Source organism: Microcoleus sp. T2B6 (genome assembly GCF_036700475.1).
In the GTDB taxonomy this organism is placed as follows: Bacteria; Cyanobacteriota; Cyanobacteriia; order Cyanobacteriales; family Microcoleaceae; genus Microcoleus.
In genome coordinates this window covers 15,619-35,192 of record NZ_JAUBOZ010000012.1, presented here as the reverse complement: position 1 = coordinate 35,192, position 19,574 = coordinate 15,619, and the positions used below count along the sequence as shown (strand labels likewise).

Sequence of the window (19,574 nt, the reverse complement as noted above, 5' to 3'; positions counted from 1 at the left end):
GTGTAAAAATTTAAGCCATTAATTTCAGATAAATTAGTACACTAAGTACGGAAGACCCATAAAAAACGCAATTTAACGATCAAAGCAAATTGCGTTTTTTTCTATTCTATTCTCTTTCTTCTCTTGTCTTGCTTCGCGTCCTTCGCGTCTTCGCGGTTCAATAAATTAGTATTATTAATAATCGACAATCTAAAATCTAAAATCTAAAATCTAAAATCCCAAATGGACTTACTTAGATCGCTCCCCATAGGACTTTACCTAGAACAACCCGTAACCTGGCTTCACCGGCTAGACTCCCGCGTAAAACTAGCCTGGTTGATGACATTTCTGATTGCGCCCATACTCGCCAATCCCATCTGGCGGCTGATGCTAGTAGGAATGTTAATCGTACTGACACTAACAGCAGCCATTCCCCTGCGCGTGTGGAAACAGCAAATGGGACTGCTGCTGCTATTCTGCCTATTAATATTTTGCCTCAGCGCGATCGCCCCCGACGGACTCCCCGCAGAACACCAGCCCCGCATCCCCGCCGACGAATTAACCTTTTCCCAACAGCCCGCAACTCTTCCACCCCCGCCCCAACCAAAACCCTGGTATAAACCTTTTAACTTAGGCTCAAACTCCCCAATCCCCAATCCCAAAGCCCAAAGCCCAAATCAACTCCCCCAACCCACAAACTACCGCTACGTTTTATTAAAACAAGGCCCGATTAAAATCACCCGCAAATCCCTAGATTTAGCTATCAACGTCAGCACCCTATTTTTCACAGTAATTTACAGCACCAACCTCTACCTTCTCACCACAGCCAGCGAAGAAATTACCGCCGCCCTTGAAAACTTAATGCAGCCCTTGCGTCGCTTGAACTGGCCTATTACCGAAATAGCCTTAACATTAACTTTATCTTTGCGATTTATTCCCCTAGTATTGGAAGAAATACAAAATTTAGTGCGATCGGTCAGAACCAGAGCGATAAACTGGAAAAAACTCGGATTTCGCAGCGCCGCTCAAGTGTGGTTGATGATAGCGGAGCGGCTGTTAGAAAACTTGCTCCTGCGAGCTGAACAAATAGCCAGCGCCATGAAAGTTCGCGGCTTCACCAGTCCCGATCGACACCGTGTAGAATGGCACCAGTTGCAATTGAAAATCCGAGACTGGATCGCCCTCGGCTGCTTGCTCATCCTCTGGAGCGCCCGCTTTGTTTGGGGTTGGGACAGTTAAGATTTTAGATTTTAGATTTTAGATTTTAGATTGATTGATTGATTGATTAGATTTGAGATTGAAGAATTGGGAAGGACTGATTCGAGTTTCAGATATCGGGGCTCTTCACGAGGGATTGACCCTACAAGAGAATGAAACAGCCCTGGATTCGAGCGGGGTTTGGAGCACGGGCCTAGATTTGAGTAAGTTTTGTCTGGTACGCGACAGTCCTGCTAAAGTAATGGAGGCAAATATTTAGAGAACCCAGACCTTGAACATCTATCTTGGGACAGATATCGTATATGTTCCGCGCATTCAAGCCGCATTAGACCGGTTTGGCGATCGCTTTCTCGAAAAAGTTTACACACCCGCCGAACAAAGGGATTGCGGGCAACTAAATTCTCAACACAGCAGCATTAAAGGTAAAATGAATCGAGTTTCCTGCAACCAGCTAGCGGGTCGCTGGGCAGCAAAAGAAGCCGTTGTCAAAGCTCTAGGCACGGGATGGCGGGGAATACGGTATGCAGATGTGGAAATTCGGCGCTCCGAAAACGGTGCTCCCAATGTGCAACTGCACGGAACCGCAGCAGCACAAGCCTCTGTTTGGGGAAATTGCCAGTGGCAATTAAGCCTCAGCCACGACGGAGACTATTGCACGGCTACGGCGATCGCCCTTTGTACCCCGCTCTCAAACAACGCCGTCGGGCGATCGAACGAAACTAAAATCTAAAATCGAAATCTTTAATCTAAAATTGATAGATTGTGAGTGTGAATGACTACCGAAACTTACCTGAATCATCCAAACTTTGGCCTCCTCTTCAGGGTATCCCAGGTTGAAGACAGCCAAGAATTATTTACCACCCTATACGCCCAACGCCTGTTTTTTTTGGTGACAAACGGCCCTGGGGGGCTGAGATTTGAACCAATCAGTCGCTCCGACGCTCGCCTCATGGTCGAAATTCGCCTGCGAACCCTGCGTCGCAGCGGTCAATATCAGGAGTACGACCAATTGCAGACCATTCACCAGCGCACATTTCAATAACGAAAATCAGTAATTTTGTAATTGGTAACTGTCTAAATTTTCCTTCCCTCCCGTCAAGAGCGTTGAGCACCCATGACCATAGCCTCTCGAATTAACAGCATTCGCCAACACTTGCCGGAATCAGTGCGGTTAATTGCCGTTACCAAACAGGTACCGACTGATGCTATCCGCGAAGCATACGACGCCGGTATCCGGGATTTTGGCGAGAGTAAGGTTCAAGAGACTGCCGAAAAACAAAGCCAACTGCAAGATTTACCGGATATCAACTGGCACTTGATCGGGCACTTGCAAGCCAACAAAGCCGCCAAGGCCCTAGAGCATTTCCAGTGGATTCACTCTCTCGACAATTTAAAGCTTGCTCAGCGACTTTCGCGCTTGGCGGGCGAACAGTCCTGCTCTCCCCAAGTCTGCCTGCAAGTCAAAATGTTGCCCGACCCGGACAAATACGGCTGGAGCGTTCCAGAACTGCTGGCCGACCTTCCAGAACTCAACAAATGTCAGCATATCAAAATTCAAGGTTTGATGACAATTCCTCCGCTGGGATTAGATGACTCGCAAATCCTAGAATTATTTAACAGCACTCGCGAACTTGCACAGAAAATCCAGCAGCAAAATTTGCCCTGCATTCAAATGCAGCAGCTCTCGATGGGGATGTCGGGAGATTATCATTTGGCAATTCAAGCAGGTGCTACTATGGTACGGCTAGGACAAACCTTATTTGGCTCTAGGAGGGGATAAATAATTGAAATCTTCTGATAAAGACAATTTGGGTTAAATATAGAATAGTCAGCCACCCGCGACTAACGCGCAACGCGAGTATAGTCGGGGCAGCAAAGTCGTGAAGGAGCGTGAATCATGAATATTTTTTCTAAACTGCGAGATTTTGTAGGCATCAACAATGAGCCTGAGTACGATGACGTGTACGACGAAACGGAAGGGGAGCGGTATCAGAACTTTTACCAAGCGCCTGAACCCAACCCCGCTGCCGTCGCAGCAGCCGAAGAAGAACGTCGTCAAAATCGTAGAATGCGAGAGCGGTCAGTAGTAGGATCGACAGGTATGGATGTCGTTGCACCAACCGGGGGAGTAGGGTCAGTAATGAATAACGTGATTGGAATGCCTGGAGCTATGAACGGGATTTCGGAAGTAGTAGTAATGGAGCCGCGCACTTTTGAAGAGATGCCGGCAGCAATTCGAGCCCTTAAGGAACGCAAGTCTGTGGTTTTGAACCTGACGGTGATGGACCCAGACCAAGCGCAAAGAGCTGTGGACTTTGTGGCGGGCGGTACTTATGCCCTTGACGGTCATCAAGAGCGAATTGGCGAAAGTATTTTCTTGTTTACGCCTAGCTGCGTGCAGGTGAGAACTCAGTCTGGTGTGGTTCACGAAGTGCCTCCTGCTCAAGGACGCCCTCGTGCTGCTGCTCCTGCACCGACAGTCTGGCCGGCAGAACAAGCTCCAGTAGCTCAGTAGTTATTAGTCAGCAGTTATTAGTCATTAGTCATCTGTCTTTAGTCTTTAGTTATTAGCCAGTAAGCTTTTAACTAGCCAGCTCCTGAATTTTGTATTCTGCAAGTTCTGGGCGCTTAACTCTTAGCTAAGACAGTTGACTGATAACTAATGGCAACTAATAATTAATGACTAATGACTAGCATAAAATAGTAAGGTGCGTCGCTTTCAGATGTTCGAGAAAACTTGTAGATTGTTGCGGGCGACGCACCCTACAAGGTAGCACTGTAGACTAATGACTAATGACTAATGACTAATGACTAATGACTAATGACTAATGACTAATGACTAATGACTAATGACTAATGACTAACATAAAATTTGGTACGATCGGCGGTGGGGTAATGGGAGAAGCTCTCTTATCCCGCTTAATAGCACAAAAAGTTTATTTGCCTTCAGAAATATTGGTGAGCGAGCCTGGGGTAAAGCGCCGCGAGTTTTTGGCTAACAAATACGGGATTGGAACAACAGCCAGCAATCTAGAAGTTGCTGCGGCTACAGAAGTGCTGTTTTTGGCGATTAAACCGCAAGTTTTTGATACGGTAGCTTTGGAGTTGGCGGTGGCGGCCGATCGCAAACAAGGAAATAATGGAGAAACGGCTAATTCCCAGCCAGAAGCGCTGGTAGTGTCGATTTTGGCAGGAGTGCCACTGAGCAAGCTAGAACCGGCGTTTCCGGGGCGGGGAGTGCTGCGGGTGATGCCGAATACTCCGGCAACGGTAGGGGCGGGAATGAGCGCGATCGCTCCGGGAAAACTCGTGCAACCGGCTGATTTAGAATTGGTAAAGCGCATCTTTCAGGCCGTGGGAGAAGTGGTAGAAGTACCTGAGAGTATGCTCGATGCGGTGACTGGGCTTTCGGGTTCCGGGCCTGGTTATGTAGCAATTTTGATAGAGGCCTTGACAGATGGCGGAGTTTGTGCAGGACTGCCACGGGCGATCGCCTCTCAATTAGCTTTACAAACAGTATTTGGTACAGCGAAGCTAATGCAAGAAACGGGAATGCACCCGGCACAATTGAAAGATCAAGTTACGAGTCCCGGCGGTACAACTATTGCGGGAATTGCTAAATTAGAGAGTAACGGCTTTCGTTCTGCCCTAATCGAAGCAGTGAAAGCAGCTTGTTTGCGTTCTCAAGAATTAGGTAAATAAAAACAGAGAATTTAAGATGGCTTATAGCGACTTCAAGCTGAAGGAACTTGTCAAGCAATTTGACTTAACTCTTAACGAAAATCAAGATTTGTTTGCCGATATATCAGAAGTAGAATCTAGCGAAATCCTGAAAGTAGCGTTGAAAGAAAACGCAGCATTAGCAGTAGATATAAATACGGAAAAAGCTCGATCCGAACTGATTATTGCACCAATTTTACTTGAAGTTAGGCGGCAGTTAAATTATCAGATTGGTTTATTTTCAGGTTCCGAGTTTAATGTAGCTCCTGAAAAAGGATTAAATGGAACCTGTGATTTTTTAATGAGTTTGTCAGCGGAACGGCTGTTTATCAGCGCCCCTGTGATTACCCTTGTTGAAGCTAAAAAAGAAGATATTAAGGCTGGTTTCGGGCAGTGTGCAGCGGAGATGTTAGCGGCTCAGTTATTTAATGAGGAAGAAGGAAATCAGATTCCCATCATTTATGGAGCCGTGACATCGGGTACTGTGTGGAGATTTTTGAAGTTAGAGGGCAATATTGTTTCTATTGATGCGATCGAGTATTATCTGAGCGATGTCGGAAAAATTTTAGGGATTTTATTAAGCGCTATACCCAAATCCCCGACTTCGCCGAATTTGTCTGGGTTCTAAAAAGGCGATCGCATTTTACATTCACAGGAGTTATATCATGTCCGGTCGATTACCCTGATTCCTGTAGGGGCGGGTTCACCAATAATATTTGCCAAAAACGGACAATCTCACAAACCCGCCCCGGCAATTGTATTATGGGCGATCGATCGGACATAATATTACGCATCAATACCAAAAAAACCGGGTTTTTCCTCAGTGTTAAAGGCTAAAATGCACTATTTCCGTAAAAAACCAGGTTTCTGTATCTAGGACTAATTCAGCAACGGAGGACACGGCAATGCCGTTTCCCTACCGCAAAATAATCAATCTTCCTGGCTTGGATGTAACCATCACCCGATTAATTGTAGTGCCGTGTCCTGACTGTGGGTAATATCAATCGCTAGCTGCTGTTTCCAATTTCTGCCCAATTCTCGGTTCCGTACCATTCAACAGACGCTGAATATTGCTCCGGTGCCGTACAATTACAAACACACCGCCCGCAATTCCAAACAATACATAAGCCAGCGGCTGATGTAAAGCAAACATCAATCCAGCAACGCTAATTGCCCCTATAATCGAACTTAAAGAAACAATTCGCGACACCGCAAATACTATCCCGAAAATTCCGAAAGTTCCCAAACCAACTGGCCAGTACAAACCCAGCAAAACTCCCAAACTCGTAGCCACAGATTTACCGCCGGTAAACCCCAGCCAGATTGATTTGCTGTGGCCCAAAACAGCAGAGAAACCGGCCAAAGTTGCCATCCAAGGGAGGAGAGTTGCAGTATTTTCTATACCGGCGGCGGTTGCTAGCTGGTGGGTAAAATCGAGCGCATAAATGTAGCGGATTAGGACGATCGCACTTACCCCCTTCAACACATCAACCAACAAAACCCCCAACCCTGGCCACTTCCCCAAAGTCCTCAGTACGTTAGTCGCACCAGTCGAACCCGAACCAACCTCTCGAATATCAATTCCTAGCATCCATTTCCCCAAGGCGTACCCCGTAGGAATCGAACCCAGCAGATAAGCTGCTATTAGCAATGCGCCATTTAAAATTATCCAGCTAGCCATTTTTTAATTTGATATTTCGTGTACAGCAGAAGGAAGAAGGCAGAAGGAAGAAGGAAGAAGGAAGAAGAAGGAACAACCAATTCCGGTCAATTTCCCTCTGAGTTTCTTCAGTCCGCGCAGGCGGACGAAAGTTTGTATAGCAGCGAATTATATTCGCCCGGACTTGCTCAAAAATCCTTAGCAGTCGTCAAAGTTTGCGGATCGGCAGCAAAGGCCAGCCATAACGGAAATTGCAGGATTGACAAACTAATTAAATCCTCAGTTTCATCAATGACAATTAGTGGCAATTTACCATCTTTCACCAGTCGATCGGCTTTTTGAGCCAAAGCCTCCGCAGACTCAAACATAATAATCCCCCTTTCCGGGCCAAAATCGCTGCGAGTAATGCCCAAACAGTCCTGCAAACCCCGGCGCCACTCTCCCAAACGTTCGGGACTGTTGGCGAGAACCAAAGTCCGCACCCGTCCACCGTAGACGCTTCTGAGTACAGAAATAATTGTCGAAGTAATCAAGATATTTTGCAAGCGCGAACCCATAGTCCGCAAAGCACCCCTTCCTCCTTGGGTGAAAAACCAGTTAGAAACTCGTTCCGCGTGGATGGGTTCAAAAGTGCGGCGGAGTTGCCAAGGCGGGCCGTAGTAGTCGGGGACAGTACGGTATTGATCGAGGGTGCGGCGAATTTGTTTGGCTTGTTCTTGAAATCCCTGTTCGGCAAATTTGGGATTTACCGCTGCTGAGGATTGAGACTCCTCAGCAGGAATTTGCTTGGGCGTCTCTTGCACCGGCGGCGTCAAATCTAAGAGTTCGGCGGTGGCGGCCAAATCCTGCAAACTGCCTACTAAATAGTCTTTGAAACCCTGGACTCGAATTGCTAAATCTTGGGAAACGCCGGCAAAAGTGGTTCGCATTTCCTTCTGAATTCGATCGCGCCGGCGTTCTAGTTTTTCTACTTCGATTTGTAGCGCTTGTTTGCGCTGATCTAGTTGAATCAAGCCGTCTTGTACCAAACGCCCGATCGATGCTTGAGCCTGGCCCAACGCTTCTATAGCATTGGCTTTGTCGGCTTCCAATGCGGCAATTTTTTCAGTCAAAGCTTGTTCTTGCTGCTGCAATTCTTGGACTCTCTCTGCCAACTGTTCGGTAACATTTTCTGGGATGTGCGTTACCGTTTCTGGGATTGCTGTTGGCTGGGAGTCTGTGGGAGGCTCGATTTGAGCGATCGGACTTTCTGATTCGGCCTCGTCGGTGTTGGGCGGAATTTGGGCGATTGCGCCTGCTTCGTCCACGAATTGGGCGATTTCGGCATCTTCCTCGTCCAGCGGCGGGTCTGTTTCTGCCGGGAGTTGGGCTGGCAGTTCATTTTCGTCGATCCACAAATCTCGTGTTTGAGATAGAACTTCGTACTCCGTCTCATTCACGGGTAAATCGACTTCGCCGTCACCGCTTGGCGCGGCTGGTTGTGGTTGCGGTTCTTGGGTTGGAGATTCGTCTGAATTCATGGGAAATTTTGTTCGGCGTGGGCACGGAAAAGTTAAAAATTAAAAATTAACAACTTTTTTAGTCTTGACGGGGACAGCGCTGTTCTAAGCAGGTCTGTAGCATTTTACGATCGAACAGAACCGGCAGAAAGTGAATGCTGTTAATTTCTTTGAAATAGAACAAAATCGGCACAGCGGGCCAAAATATCCGCCAATTTTGCCATTCTCGGTAAGGAAAGCGGCGGATTAAGTTGGACGATCGATAAATGTCCAAATCAGTTGGGGTAAATTGCAGCCGGATGGTGGCGGCTTGGTACATCAGAAACAAGCCGAACAGCGAAAGTGGCAAACTCACCCACTTCTGCACGAACAGCAGCGCTAGGCCCGCCAGTACCAGGACTAGGGGAATGGCATAACTCGGGGCGAGTTCGATCGTACTTGCCGGCGCAGTCGAAGAGGCAGTGCTATTCACGGGTTTAAGTTAAACGAATTTTGTCAATACTTTATATTTTACCGTTTCCTAGCTTACAAGCCTTTGAGTACGCTAGAGCCCGTCCCCTGAAACATCAGCCAAGTCAGGAAAAAGTTCACAATAAAAATAGCCAGTAAAGCCGTCACCACCGCCGTAGTAGTCGATTGGCCGACGCCTTTTGCCCCGCCGGTGGTGGTCAAACCCCAGCTAGTGCCGATTACAGCAATCAAACCACCGAATACAAAAGCCTTAATTGCCGCGCTGCAAATATCCCACAGACTCAGGAAATTGCGGACTGATTCTAAAAACACGCTTTGAGAGATGCCGTACATCGTCGTAGCAATCAGCAGTCCGCCCGCGACGCCGGTGACGAGACACATGATAGTTAAAATTGGCAGCATCAAGCAGCAAGCAAGGACGCGGGGAATTACTAAATAGTCGATCGGGTCTGTTCTGAGCATCAGCAGGGCATCTATCTGTTCTGTTACCTGCATCGTGCCGATTTCCGCTGCAAAAGCCGAACCTACCCGTCCCGTCACGATTACGGCTGTTAAGACGGGGCCGAGTTCGCGCGTCAAAGACAAAGCCAAAACGCCACCGACGACATTGCCTGCACCGAGGTTAATAAACTCCCTCGCTACCTGAATAGTAAATACCATGCCGACAAAACCCGCAGTCAGCAAAGCAATCAGCAGAGATTCCGGGCCGACTGCTGCCATTTGGTCGAGGGTGTTGCGGCGGTGAATTTTGCCCCTCAGCAAGTGCAGCATGACTTGGCCGCCCAATAAAGCTGCTGCCAGCAACCGCTGACTCCACAAACTGAGGCTCGAAGATGTAGTGGTGCTCAAGGGGATTTCGAGTATAGAACAACTGCCAAAAATGAAATTTATCTACAAATCTTAAACAAGTTTTTTCTCTAACATTTAAGATTTCTGACAGAACCGGCCACTGAGGGCGATCGCTGCCTATTGTAGAAAAGGACAAGTTTTGTTTGCTTGTACCTTTCGGCAGTTTAGCTGAATTTACTGACTCTTATGAGCATTTTTCCCAATTTTCTTCGCTCTGTACTGCTGACGGGCCTGTTGAGCTTTGTCGCCCCCGTATTGTTAATCGGCGCAGGATTGACTAGCTTTTCGCTGATTGGCTTCGTGCCTGCTCTCCAAGGAGTTGGTCGTTCTGGAGAAGAGCTGATTTTGCAGTTCTTAGCTACTTTCGGCAGCGGCTGTCCCCTCCAGGGTTTTTTCGTAATCGGTCTAACTTTTAGTTTGGTGGGTGCTTTGTTTGATACCTACGCTTCTTATCAGCATTCGCGGTGGAGTTAATCGAACCTTCGATTTTAGATTTTAGATGAGAATTCCTCGAGCGAATCTAAAATCTAAAATTGCTGGGTTCGGGTTGGATCGGATACCCGCCCCTTTTGATGATTTTACAATACCGATCGCGAATGTTCGGAAATGCGATCGCTCTTTTTGCGGAAAACCGAATTCCCCAGTTTCGGGAGCTGGAATATATTAAATACAAGTTGAGTCAAGTGTTTCTCAACCCCTAAAAACTTCAGATAGTCGAGGTATTAGTTATGGCACTTATTCGTTGGGAACCTTTGCGGGAAATGGACTCCTTGCAGCGAGAAATGAATCGGTTGTTTGATAGCTTGACACCGGCAACCGATCGCGCATCTAACGGTGTTGCTTTTGTACCCCCCGCCGAACTCGATGAAACTCCCGAAGCCATCCACCTTAAATTAGAAGTTCCGGGCATGGAAGCTAAGGATTTGGACGTACAAGTAACCGCAGAAGCTGTTGCTATCAGTGGCGAACGCCGTCAAGAAACTAAGAGTGAAGATAAAGGCATGACCCGCTCTGAGTTCCGCTACGGTTCGTTCCGCCGGGTGATTCCCCTACCCGCACGGGTTCAAAATGACAGCGTACAAGCTGAGTACAAAAATGGAGTTTTGCACCTGAATTTGCCCAAAGCGGAAGCGGAAAAGAACCGCGTGGTTAAAGTTCAAATCGGTGGCTAATAATTGTTTCCTACTTTAGTTAGTTAATTAGTAGGGGGGCGCAAGGCACCCCCTATTTGTTTTGGGAATTGATTATTGGTCATTGGGAATTGATAATTGGGCCGAAAAGCATTGGGCATTGCGAGTTTGAGGAATGATCTTTCCTTCTTCCTTCTTCCGACTTCCCTCGGACTGACATCCGTTACATCCGTTACATCCGTTACATAATCCGTTGCCGAACTTCTTCCTTCTTCCTTCTTCCTTCTTCCGTTACATCCTCAGAAAGCGAATCCGTTGCCGAACTTCCTTGTTCCCATTCTTCAACCGTGCTAAACTCAAAAAGGCAATGGTTGGTGAGGAGACTTGCGTGCCGAGTCAGGGAGTTGGAGGAAATGGAATTGCATCTGAGTTTGGAGACTTAACCGGGATGACTCGCGAAGAAGTCGATGATTTTTTGCGCGGATTGGGTGCTAAGGTAAAAATTTCTTCAGGAAATTATGTTGAATACAAATTTTCTGACAGGTCAAAAGTCATCATCCGCACTAATAGTGAAGTTGTTCGCCTGCGGGCACCGCGATATGGCTCAGATGGTAGAAGAATAAACTGGGGTTTGCGTCTTGACAAAGATGGTAGCGTACTCCAAACACGCGATGAATTTGGCAATCAGATTCCTGATACGCACATTACTGGAGAAAAAGTGAGTAATTAATATGCCTGATGACTACAACTTGCTTAATTTAGGTGGACTTACATCCCTCGTGAAAAATGTCAATGTGTCTTTGTGGGGGAATGAAGTATTACTGGAATGTATCTACGATCCTACAGGCGCTCAATTGCCTTACTCTTTAGTTTTTCAAGACTGCCGAGAAATTATGTGGGAGGTGCATGATGAAGAGGAAGTAAAAGAACCATTAGCTGATTTGATTGGTTTTCATTTGGGTGAAAACGCGCACCGGAAAGCAGCTTTGATTCATACTGATATTTTTGAAATTTCTATTTTGTACGGCAGTTTTAGCATTCACAAGGGAGAAAACCTAAATGCTGAAGATTTAGAGACAGAGGTTTTGGTATCACAAGCGCAAGCAGTCGTTTAGTAATTTCGATGTTAGCTGTGAGATTTTAGATAAAAGACTTGGGAATGAGTTGAGAAACAGAGGTTTTGGTATCACAAGCGTATTGCGTAGCTACTTGCAAAAGGTAATGTGCTAAACTCGAAAAGGCAATGGTTGGTGAGGAGACTTGCGTGCCGAGTCAGGGAGTTGGAGGAAATGGAATTGCATCTGAGTTTGGAGACTTAACCGGGATGACTCGCCAAGAAGTCGATGACTTTTTGCGCGGACTGGGTGCAGAAATCAGAACTACTGACGGGGGTTATCTTGAATACGAATTTGCCGATCGTTCGCGAGTCAATATCCGTCCTGATGGTGAAGTTGTACGCACCCCAGCTCCCAGATACGGTTCCGATGGCCGAAAAATAAACAAAGGTTTGCGTCTTGACAAAGATGGCAGCTTGGTCAAAACACGCGATGAATTTGGCAATAAGATTCCTGGGACGCACAATACTGGAGAAAAAGTGAGTAATTAATATGCCCGATGACTACAACTTGCTTAATTTAGGTGGACTTACATCCCTCATCACAAATGTCAATGTGTCTTTGTGGGGAAATGAAATTTTATTTGAATGTATTTACGATCCGACAGGCGATCGATTGCCTTATAGCATAGTATTTCATGACTGCCGAGACATCAGTTGGGAGGTGTTCCATCCTGAAGATGTCAAAGATCCTGAAGCTGATTTGATTGGTTTTCATTTAGGTGAAGACGCGCACCGGAAAGCAGCTTTAATTCATACTGATATTTTTGAAATTTCTATTTTGTACGGCAGTTTTAGCATTCACAAGGGAGAAAACCTAAATGCTGAAGATTTAGAGACAGAGGTTTTGGTATCACAAGCGCAAGCAGTCGTTTAGTAATTTCGATGTTAGCTGTGAGATTTTAGATAAAAGACTTGGGAATGAGTTGAGAAACAGAGGTTTTGGTATCACAAGCGTATTGCGTAGCTACTTGCAAAAGGTAATGTGCTAAACTCGAAAAGGCAATGGTTGGTGAGGAGACTTGCGTGCCGAGTCAGGGAGTTGGAGGAAATGGAATTGCATCTGAGTTTGGAGACTTAACCGGGATGACTCGCCAAGAAGTCGATGACTTTTTGCGCGGACTGGGTGCAGAAATCAGAACTACTAGAGATGGTTATGTTGCATATAAATTTTTTGATAAGTCAACAGTAATGATCCGTCCTAACGGTGAAGTGATTAGAACGGCTGCACCGAAATCTGGTTCAGATGGAAGAAATATCAACAAAGGTTTGCGTCTGCATAGAGATGGTAAATTATTGCGGACGAGAGACGAATTTGGTAATTTAATTCCAGGTACTCACAATACGGGAGAAAAATTAAATGAGTGATTGGAAGGATGACTATAACTTGCTTGGATTGGGTGGTTTTACATCTTTAATCACAAAAGTAAACGTATCTTTATGGGGAAACGAAGTATTAATTGAATGCGTCTACAATCCCGAAGAAAGATTGCCTTATATGCTGGAATTCAAACACTGTCGCGATATCAATTGGACTGTACACGATGAAGAGGCAGTTAGCGAACTGGAAGCTGAATTCTTCGGAATTTCTTTGGGCGATGCCGAACACCGCAAGCCTGCGGTGATTACTACAGACATTTTTGAAATTTCAATTTTGTACGGCAGTTTTAGCATTCACAAGGGAGAAAACCTCAATGGTGAAGTAGCAGATTTAGAAACCGAGGTTTTGGTATCACAATCGCCAGCAGTCTTGTAGCAATTTAAAAGCACCGCGCCGTTAAATTGCCAAGCGGTTAGTAATATTATATCGGGTAAAATAACTATTACAGGACTTACGCACTCCGACTCCTCGAAACTGGTTTTTTTACCTAATCTGTGGTTTTTAACGAAGTATTTTCGTAAAAAAACCGGTTTCTGGGCCCCCATGTGTAAGTCCTATATTATTAGGTTTGTAGTGAGGACTGAAGTCCTCATCAAAAATCTGAGGATTGAAGTCCTGACTACAAAAGAATTACCAATTTTTCAAAAAAGACATTAGGTATTGTTGCCCGCCTCAGTTTACGATACTTAATAGAACTTTTTTCCCAGATGAGGTAAAACACAATGCCTGATATTGTTGATATTGCCGTAGGTGCGGGTTCGTTCCAAACCCTCGTAACAGCCGTGCAAGTAGCTAATTTAGTAGACGCGCTCAAAAGTCCGGGCCCTTTCACTGTCTTTGCACCCACTGACGATGCTTTTGCGAAATTGCCACCGGGAACTATCACAACCCTAGTGCAGAACGTTCCCCAACTGACTAGGATTTTGATGTTTCACGTCGTCTCCGGCAAGTTTATGAAAGCTGATTTGGCAAAACTCGGTTTTGTTACTTCCTTGGAAGGTTCGCCGATTAAAATTGATTGTTCTGACGGTTTTGAGGTGAAAAATGCTACTGTTGTCGCTGCGGATATCGAAGCTGATAACGGCGTCATTCACGTCATCGATAACGTGATTTTAATGGGATAACTTCGCCGTTTAATCTCGCTTCGGGAGCGAACCTGGTGCTTTGCGGTGCCGATTTGCTCCCGATCGCGCCTTGGTTTTTTAGCGAGTGAAGGTAATTTAAATATAAAACCGTTGTCTTTTCGTCAGATATATTTTAAGATGATTGTTTACAAAAATTTGAAAATCAATAATTATTATAATATAAGCAAACCAGCGTGGTGAGCACTATGCAAATCCTAGCCGCCAGCCTCAAAGCAAAAGTCCGCCAGCGTACCTTGGAACTGCAAGTTCTCAACGAACTTACGGAGAAAGTACAACTCGCTCTCAGTGCTGAGGAAATTTGGTCTGCGTGTCTGACATATCTCGATCGCCTCATTCCCACAGATGCGATCGCAATTTTGACGCCACCGGACGATCGACTATACCTGCAACACTTACAGCCCTTAAGTGCTAGCGCAAAAGCCGAAATTGAAGGGCGCTTGCAAGCTGCTCGCGCTGAATGGCTTGCCGGCAATCGGGACTGGGCGCACAACATCACTCCGCCACCAATTGCTGAGTTTCAGTCGGTCTTGATGGCACCAGCCAACCCAGATGAAAGTGAAGAATTGTTGGGAGTATTTTTCATTGGTGCAGAGCAGGCAACTGCTTTTAATTTGGAACACCTTTGTTTGCTCCACACAGTCGCTCAAATTTGTACAAAACAGTTAACTATTTTAGCAGCTAAAACGACCATTGTCAAGGATAAAGTTAAAAATAATTTTGCTCTGGATTCGGTAATTCAAGAACTATTGTTGCGGGCTGTAATGGACGAGGCCCCGGACAGAGTTTTTGCGAAAGATAGAAACTTTAGATACATTTTTGTCAATCAAAGTTTTGCTGAATATGTGGGCAAAAATGTTGCGGAAATTATCGGCAAAGATGATATTGAATTAGGGTTTTCAGCCGAATTAGTATTTGGCGATCGCAACGGCAAAATTAGGGGCATCCGCGAGGAAGATCGAGCTGTGCTGGCTGGGGAGAGGGTTCGCAATCCCTACCAGGCGATCGTCTTTCAAGGTGGCAAACAGCACATCTTTGACACGCAAAAAGTGCCAGTGTGCGATGCAGAGGGTAATATATTTGGGGTTTTGGGTTTTTCTAGAGAGATTGGTCAATTGCAGGCCACAGATGAAGCCAGGAATCAAAGCCAAGCCCAACTGCAAAAAATTACTGCTAGCGTACCGGGTACGGTATATCAAATTGACTTGCATCCAGACGGCTCAATGGCCTTCTCGTTTGTGAGCGCGGGCTGCCGAGAATTGTATGAAATAGAACCAGAGGCTGCTCAGCAGAATTTTAATGTAATTGTTGACATGATTCATCCCGAAGATCGAGATGATTTTCTCAACTCGGTGACGCTTTCTGCTGAAAATTTGCAGCCTTGGCGCTGGGAAGGAAGAATTGTCACTCCGTCAGGAAAACTTAAATGGGTGCAAGGAGCTTCTCAGCCAGAATTTCAAGCATCGGGGGAGATAGTTTACTACGGCTTGTTCACAGATATTAGCGCCCGGAAACAAGCTGAACGGAAGCTGCAACTTTATCAACAAATCTTTTTGAAATCCAACGATGCGATCGCGATCTTAGACCCCCAAGGCTATTACTTAGAAACAAATCAAGCTCACACGGCTTTGCTGGGCCACAGTTCGTCTAAATTGTGGGGAAAAACCCCGGCAACTCACATGGGAGAACAGGGATTTGCCTCGGTAATGCAAAGCTTGGCAGAAACTAGGAGTTACCGAGGCGAAATGACCTTTATTAAGGCTGTGCAAGAAGGAACAGTTGAGGTCGAGGTTTCGGCTTTTGCGGTTTTAAATGATGCTGGGGATGTAGTTTGTTATGTAAGTGTCAAAAGAGACATCAGCGAACGCAAGCGAGCTGAGGAAAAACTAAAACTTTATCGAGAAATATTTTTAAACTCCAACGATGCGATCGTCATTATCGATGCTGACGGATTTTTCGTCGAACAAAATCTTGCTCACCAAACACTTCTAGGATACACAGACGCGGAATTAGAAGCAGAAGCTTCGCCGCTGGTTGCGGGGGATCGCTTTTTGGCAATTGCCCAAAGTTTAGCAAAAACAGGAAGTTTTCGGGGCGAAATTACTAACTCCACTAAAGGCGGCCAGACGCTGGCGATCGACGTTGCGGCATACTCTGTGATTAACAACGCCGACGATGTAATTTGTCATGTCTGCGTCAAGCGCGACATTACCGAACGCAAAAAAGGAGAAGAAGAACGGCAAAAATTTGTGTCGCTGATTGAAAACAGCAGCGATTTTATCGGTATGGCTACCCTGAAAGGCCAAACGCTGTTTGTCAACGAAGCCGGACGAAAACTGGTGGGTGTAGAGAATCTTTCGGGAGTGCTTTATACGGAGATATGGGATTATATTGGGCCCTATTTTCAACAGAAATTCAGTCAAGAGATTTTACCAACAATTATCAGTCATGGCCAGTGGCAAGGCGAAGGTCAAATGCAGCACTTGGCCACCGGACAACCCATTGATGTTGTGATGAATGCTTTTCTGGTCAAGCACCCTCAAACCACCGAACCGCTGTGCTTTGCTGCGGTAATTCGCGATGTCACCGAACGCAAGCAAGCTGAGAGAAGGCTGCGCGAACAAGCAGAACAAGAACGGCTGGTTTCGGCGATCGCCCAGCGAGTCCGGCAGTCTCTCAACCTCACTCAAACTCTGAGCACTGCTGTACAAGAAGTGCGGCAGTTGCTGGCCACTGACCGCACGGTAATTTATCGTTTTGATTCCGAGGAAACAGCGATTGTGGTTGTGGAATCTGTAGGGGATGATTGGATGCCACTGCTGGGCAGAAAAGTTCAAAGAACATCCTTTGGGGAAAGTTTTGTATGGCTGTACAGTGCAGGAACAATTCAAGCAATGGCAGATATTTATACTGCCGATTTGAGCGAGGAACACCGAGATTTACTTGCTAGTTTGCAGGTAAGGGCTAATTTAGTTGTACCAATTTTTATAGGGGATGAAAGTCAGGGGTTGGCAGTCGAATATTCGCCGGAAACTCGAAGTGAACTGCCGGGAAGGAGTTTGGAAACGAGTCAAAATCGGTTGTGGGGATTGCTGATTGCCCATCAGTGCAACGCTCCGCGTGTTTGGACTGATTCTGAGATGGATTTGCTGGGAAGGTTGAGCGTGCAGTTGGCGATCGCCATTCAGCAATCTACTCTTTTTGAACAAGCGCAGCAGGCCCGAGAAGCGGCCCTAGAAGCCTCTCGAATGAAGTCGCTATTTTTAGCAAATATGAGTCACGAAATCCGCACTCCGATGAATGGAGTGATGGGGATGACTGATTTGCTGCTGAAAACAAATCTTACTCCCGAACAACTTGACTTTGTACAGACGCTGAAACTCAGCGGTCAAAATTTACTCTCCATCATTAACGATATTCTGGATCTCTCCAAACTGGAAGCAGGAGAAATGCGCTTAGAAACAATCGAATTTAACCTCAGTATCTGTCTGGATGAAGTGCTGGATTTGTTGGCTAATCCAGCACAAGCAAAAGGTATAGAAGTGGTGGCGCTGATTGACAGCGATGTGCCGCTGCAAATTAAAGGCGATGCAGCGCGGTTGCGGCAAATACTCACTAATTTAATCAACAATGCTATTAAGTTTACAGAAGCAGGAGAAGTGGTAATTGAGGTTGCTAATGCTAGTAATCCTGGGTTGTTGGCAGGTAGCGATAATCAGAAAATTTTAGAGAATATCGAACCGTTAAAAATAGAAAACAATGACTCTATGCTCCTGCTGTTTAAAGTCACAGATACAGGAATTGGGATTGCTCCCGAAGACAAAAAAAAGCTGTTTCAATCTTTTACTCAAGTTGATGCCTCTACGACAAGAAAATACGGTGGCACAGGTTTGGGGCTGGCTATTTCTAAGGAGTTGGTGGAGTTAATGGATGGGCAAATCGGTGTGGAAAGTACCCCTGGCCAAGGCTCGACTTTTTGGTTTACTGTGCCGACAGTTACGGAAAATTTAACCGCTGTCGGGACAGCGTGTGACGTGAATTTTGAAACGGTGCTGGCGGGGCGAAAAATGTTAGTTGCCAGCGATAAGCCGACAGTGCGAAAAGTGCTAGTGAGAATGGCTGTTTTGTGGGGAATGGAAGTTGAGGAGGTTGAGAACGGTTGGATGACGATCGCATCTCTGTACAAAGCTGTTAGCGTTAATTCCCCTTACGATATCGTTTTGGTTGATATTCAGTTGCCGGAAATGGTGGCGGGAAGTCTCGAACGCTTGAGGATTTCTGAGCCGGCAATGCAGCAGACGCATTGGGTGGTGCTGACTTCAATGACTCAGCTTGCAGAGGCGAAACGCTTGGTAGATAGCGGTTTTAGCGGGTATTTAACTAAACCTGTTAAAGCTCACCGACTATTTGATTGCTTGGCGAATGCGATCGCCCCAATGACGCCGATTGATGAGCCTCTGGCAAATCCCACCTCCAATCGAGCCTCAGCTATTGACAACCGGCAGTTAGCAACTTTAAAGATTTTGTTAGTTGAAGATACTCCAATCAATCAAAAAGTTGGTCTCAATCAACTCAGAGTTTTGGGATGCACCGCAGATGTCGCCAATAACGGCGCAGAGGCGCTATCTATGGTTGCTCTGAAAAAGTATGACATTGTGTTGATGGACTGTCAGATGCCGGTTTTGGACGGTTACGAAGCAACGCGGGAATTGCGCCGCCTGGAAGCGGCAAATGCTGCGGCTGGTTCGATGGAGCCGCATCAAAAGACGGTGGTGATTGCGATGACGGCTAATGCTTTGAAGGGCGATCGGGAAAAGTGTCTGGCGGCGGGCATGGACGATTATATTAGCAAACCTATTGCGATCGAAAAGTTAAAATCGGTACTAGAAAATTGGTCGGCCAAGTTAAAAATTAAAACTCCCAATTTTAATGGCGAGGAACTTCAAAACTCTGATCCCCCAGATATCGAATCGGTAGTCGATATGGCACGTTTGCACGAAATTTCGGGCGCTGATTTAGAGTTTGAGCGGGAAATACTGCAAGCTTTTGTGGTGGATACTGGTAGTTATTTAGAAGCTGCTAAGGGGGCGATCGCCTCTGGAGATATGGAGGGACTGGCGCGCCACGCTCATCAAATTAAAGGTGTCAGCGCTACGGCGGCGGTGCGGTTAATGCCCGATATGGCAGATCAGCTTCAAAGTCGGGCCGAATCAAATGATTTGGAGGGGGCTACAAAAATCATCGCTGAATTAGAAATAATTCTGGCGCGGGTTCAAAAGTTTGTGGCGGCTGAGTAAGCTGGAGGCATCCTAAGTGCAGCCAAATTAAATAATAGGGTTTTAAATGTTCAGCCCGCCCAAAATAAAATACTTGGCGGGCTGCGAGTGCTATTTTGCTTTGTCTGGTGTTCT

General features: G+C 46.2%; 22 protein-coding genes. 18 read left to right on the top strand and 4 right to left on the bottom strand.

Annotation, left to right across the window (positions count from 1 at the left end; genetic code table 11):
• The first annotated feature begins 222 nt into the window (after positions 1 to 222).
• The 7 genes from QUA00_RS07885 to QUA00_RS07855 all read left to right on the top strand — a co-directional run bounded on the left by QUA00_RS07885 (position 223) and on the right by QUA00_RS07855 (position 5,545).
• On the top strand, positions 223 to 1,218 hold the full coding sequence (locus tag QUA00_RS07885) for an energy-coupling factor transporter transmembrane protein EcfT (RefSeq protein ID WP_333141034.1): 996 nt from the start codon (positions 223 to 225) through the stop codon (positions 1,216 to 1,218).
• Positions 1,219 to 1,468: 250 nt separating this feature from the next.
• Positions 1,469 to 1,927 (top strand): holo-ACP synthase, encoded by a 459-nt coding sequence (gene acpS / locus QUA00_RS07880; RefSeq protein ID WP_333141032.1) that lies wholly within the window; start codon positions 1,469 to 1,471, stop codon positions 1,925 to 1,927.
• Between the two features lie 42 nt (positions 1,928 to 1,969).
• Positions 1,970 to 2,239: a transcriptional coactivator PipX gene (pipX, locus tag QUA00_RS07875; protein WP_006634205.1), complete on the top strand. Its 270-nt coding sequence runs from the start codon at positions 1,970 to 1,972 to the stop codon at positions 2,237 to 2,239.
• Positions 2,240 to 2,311: 72 nt separating this feature from the next.
• Positions 2,312 to 2,977, top strand: a complete 666-nt coding sequence (locus QUA00_RS07870) for a YggS family pyridoxal phosphate-dependent enzyme (protein ID WP_333141030.1) — start codon at positions 2,312 to 2,314, stop codon at positions 2,975 to 2,977.
• Between the two features lie 117 nt (positions 2,978 to 3,094).
• Positions 3,095 to 3,712 carry a cell division protein SepF gene (locus tag QUA00_RS07865; RefSeq protein ID WP_333080778.1) on the top strand — a complete coding sequence of 206 codons (618 nt, stop codon included), beginning with the start codon at positions 3,095 to 3,097 and terminating at the stop codon, positions 3,710 to 3,712.
• Between the two features lie 341 nt (positions 3,713 to 4,053).
• Positions 4,054 to 4,899, top strand: coding sequence for a pyrroline-5-carboxylate reductase (gene proC / locus QUA00_RS07860; RefSeq protein WP_333141028.1), 846 nt, complete (start codon positions 4,054 to 4,056; stop codon positions 4,897 to 4,899).
• 16 nt (positions 4,900 to 4,915) lie between these two features.
• Complete coding sequence (locus QUA00_RS07855; RefSeq protein ID WP_333141026.1) at positions 4,916 to 5,545, top strand: hypothetical protein; 630 nt, start codon at positions 4,916 to 4,918, stop codon at positions 5,543 to 5,545.
• A 372-nt stretch (positions 5,546 to 5,917) separates the two neighbouring features.
• Here the strand turns inward: QUA00_RS07855 and plsY are convergent, their stop codons facing one another.
• The 4 genes from plsY to QUA00_RS07835 all read right to left on the bottom strand — a co-directional run bounded on the left by plsY (position 5,918) and on the right by QUA00_RS07835 (position 9,396).
• Positions 5,918 to 6,598 carry a glycerol-3-phosphate 1-O-acyltransferase PlsY gene (plsY, locus tag QUA00_RS07850; RefSeq protein ID WP_333409265.1) on the bottom strand — a complete coding sequence of 227 codons (681 nt, stop codon included), beginning with the start codon at positions 6,596 to 6,598 and terminating at the stop codon, positions 5,918 to 5,920.
• Between the two features lie 167 nt (positions 6,599 to 6,765).
• A complete protein-coding gene (locus QUA00_RS07845; protein ID WP_333409264.1) occupies positions 6,766 to 8,097 on the bottom strand; it encodes a DUF3086 domain-containing protein in 1,332 nt (443 codons plus the stop codon).
• Positions 8,098 to 8,155: 58 nt separating this feature from the next.
• Entirely contained in the window at positions 8,156 to 8,548 is a 393-nt protein-coding gene (locus tag QUA00_RS07840; RefSeq protein ID WP_333409263.1) for a DUF3119 family protein, read from the bottom strand.
• 53 nt (positions 8,549 to 8,601) lie between these two features.
• On the bottom strand, positions 8,602 to 9,396 hold the full coding sequence (locus tag QUA00_RS07835) for an MlaE family lipid ABC transporter permease subunit (protein WP_333141018.1): 795 nt from the start codon (positions 9,394 to 9,396) through the stop codon (positions 8,602 to 8,604).
• Positions 9,397 to 9,582: 186 nt separating this feature from the next.
• Here QUA00_RS07835 and QUA00_RS07830 point away from each other — a divergent pair, with 186 nt between their 5' ends.
• The 11 genes from QUA00_RS07830 to QUA00_RS07780 all read left to right on the top strand — a co-directional run bounded on the left by QUA00_RS07830 (position 9,583) and on the right by QUA00_RS07780 (position 19,460).
• Positions 9,583 to 9,870 (top strand): hypothetical protein, encoded by a 288-nt coding sequence (locus tag QUA00_RS07830; protein ID WP_333288115.1) that lies wholly within the window; start codon positions 9,583 to 9,585, stop codon positions 9,868 to 9,870.
• A 98-nt stretch (positions 9,871 to 9,968) separates the two neighbouring features.
• On the top strand, positions 9,969 to 10,097 hold the full coding sequence (locus QUA00_RS07825; RefSeq protein ID WP_332959644.1) for a hypothetical protein: 129 nt from the start codon (positions 9,969 to 9,971) through the stop codon (positions 10,095 to 10,097).
• A 27-nt stretch (positions 10,098 to 10,124) separates the two neighbouring features.
• Positions 10,125 to 10,568, top strand: coding sequence for an Hsp20/alpha crystallin family protein (locus QUA00_RS07820; protein ID WP_333341960.1), 444 nt, complete (start codon positions 10,125 to 10,127; stop codon positions 10,566 to 10,568).
• Between the two features lie 325 nt (positions 10,569 to 10,893).
• A complete protein-coding gene (locus QUA00_RS07815; protein ID WP_333288112.1) occupies positions 10,894 to 11,256 on the top strand; it encodes a hypothetical protein in 363 nt (120 codons plus the stop codon).
• Between the two features lies 1 nt (position 11,257).
• On the top strand, positions 11,258 to 11,641 hold the full coding sequence (locus QUA00_RS07810) for a hypothetical protein (protein ID WP_333288110.1): 384 nt from the start codon (positions 11,258 to 11,260) through the stop codon (positions 11,639 to 11,641).
• Between the two features lie 128 nt (positions 11,642 to 11,769).
• Positions 11,770 to 12,132: a hypothetical protein gene (locus QUA00_RS07805; RefSeq protein WP_333103896.1), complete on the top strand. Its 363-nt coding sequence runs from the start codon at positions 11,770 to 11,772 to the stop codon at positions 12,130 to 12,132.
• A gap of 1 nt (position 12,133) precedes the next feature.
• Positions 12,134 to 12,517, top strand: a complete 384-nt coding sequence (locus QUA00_RS07800; protein WP_333288108.1) for a hypothetical protein — start codon at positions 12,134 to 12,136, stop codon at positions 12,515 to 12,517.
• Positions 12,518 to 12,645: 128 nt separating this feature from the next.
• Positions 12,646 to 13,008, top strand: coding sequence for a hypothetical protein (locus QUA00_RS07795; protein ID WP_333409262.1), 363 nt, complete (start codon positions 12,646 to 12,648; stop codon positions 13,006 to 13,008).
• A complete protein-coding gene (locus tag QUA00_RS07790; RefSeq protein ID WP_333409261.1) occupies positions 13,001 to 13,396 on the top strand; it encodes a hypothetical protein in 396 nt (131 codons plus the stop codon). Before QUA00_RS07795 ends, QUA00_RS07790 begins: the two co-directional genes overlap by 8 nt.
• 347 nt (positions 13,397 to 13,743) lie before the next feature.
• A complete protein-coding gene (locus QUA00_RS07785) occupies positions 13,744 to 14,145 on the top strand; it encodes a fasciclin domain-containing protein (protein ID WP_006634220.1) in 402 nt (133 codons plus the stop codon).
• Positions 14,146 to 14,351: 206 nt separating this feature from the next.
• Entirely contained in the window at positions 14,352 to 19,460 is a 5,109-nt protein-coding gene (locus QUA00_RS07780; RefSeq protein WP_333409260.1) for a PAS domain S-box protein, read from the top strand.
• Positions 19,461 to 19,574: the final 114 nt, after the last annotated feature.